Origin of the sequence: Enterobacter cloacae complex sp. P13B (assembly GCF_014895915.1) — a bacterium.
Taxonomy (GTDB): domain Bacteria; phylum Pseudomonadota; class Gammaproteobacteria; order Enterobacterales; family Enterobacteriaceae; genus Enterobacter; species Enterobacter bugandensis.
This window is the reverse complement of sequence record NZ_JADBQN010000013.1, coordinates 1-1,373: the sequence shown is the minus strand read 5'-3', so window position 1 is coordinate 1,373 and position 1,373 is coordinate 1. Positions and strand designations below refer to the sequence as shown.

Here is a 1,373-nt window from a genome sequence, read left to right as displayed (position 1 = left end):
CCCAGTAATATGGTCATGCCTCCATGACCATATTACTGTACTCTTTTCCCAGCTTTTTCATCTCGTTACCTATATTCAGCCGCCTCACTTTTCCAGGTTCATGCCGGAGCACCTCTTCTGCCAGACTCAGGTAAGACAGCACCCGTCTGTGCCTGATACTGCTTGCTTGATAATGCCAGTGTAAACACTGCCTTTCTGCCCTGTAACCTGCCAGCCACATCACCAGACTTGCCATCGCTGCGACCATATTCAGCACTTCCAGTCGCCCTTTTCCCTGGCTCCGGCTCAGCCTCAGACCGAACCCGAAGCGTGGGCTTTTATCGTCCCGGAAGTTTTGTTCTATCTGCATTCGTCGGCTGTACAGGGCCATTATCTGGTGCGGCCCCAGCCCTTCTGCATTACTGAACACCAGCCAGGGCTCCCGCGCACTACTGCGGTGTTCCCGCTGTGTTTTTGGCATGCCTCTCTTTCCGCGACGCCCTGCTTCCGGGCGCTTGTGCAGATAAAACCGGCCGTAACAGGGGATACGGGGTTTACGGGACAGGACACCGTAACCCACGCAGACCGGTTGCCCGGTAGCCTCAAGCTCACTGATTTTCATCCACTTTTTCTCTCCCTCCAGCCGGAAGCTGATACAGCCCCTGACCCTGCCGGCGAAGCTCCAGCCCAGCAGGCTCACATGCCGGAACCAGTCTGTCCGGAAGCCGGCATCCGTAAGGATGGTGACGGCTTTATCTTTCGGGATGGCAGCATGCAGGCGGTCAAGGAAGCGGCACTGGACATCACTGTTCTGTGCCAGCTCTGCGGGAACAACCTCACTCATAAGCGGAAGTGAACGACCATTACAGACCAGGCTTGCCCGCAGAAGATGCCAGTTCCTGTCATGCCAGCCTGTCCAGTCGACAGCGATAACGCAGAAGGGCATCAGGGAGGTGATGGTATGTGTGAGCAGGTGCTGAATACGGGGAATATCACGGTGAAGGGCGGTATTACCCAGGGCACGGTCAACACGTTTAATTTTATTTTTGACGTGCGCCCTGCCGGGAAGAGTTCGCCCCAGGCTGGTCAGGGTCAGGGATGCGCCGTGGGTGAGCGCGACGGCCATGGAAACAAGGACATTAACCCGGAAGCTGTGAATGTCAGATAAAGACGCGGAGAAAAATTTCTGGCAGACTGTCTGTAAAGGCACGATGAGGTCTCTTCTGATTTGTTAGCGCAACCAGTAGATCACACTTCATCGTGCTTTTCATTTTTCTGGGGAACCCTCAGCCCCGGGGGAGAGGGTTGGGGTGAGGGCATCAGGCCGCACCGAGCTGAATATAGCACCGGGGGGGGATTGACTCGCTTCGCTCGCCCTGCGGGCAGCCTGTTCT

The 1,373-nt window shown here is 56.2% G+C and carries 1 protein-coding gene; it reads right to left on the bottom strand.

What is annotated here, in order from left to right:
• Window positions 1-13: 13 nt before the first annotated feature.
• Window positions 14-1,189, bottom strand: a complete 1,176-nt coding sequence (locus IM273_RS07660; protein ID WP_193051923.1) for an IS4 family transposase — start codon at window positions 1,187-1,189, stop codon at window positions 14-16.
• Window positions 1,190-1,373: the final 184 nt, after the last annotated feature.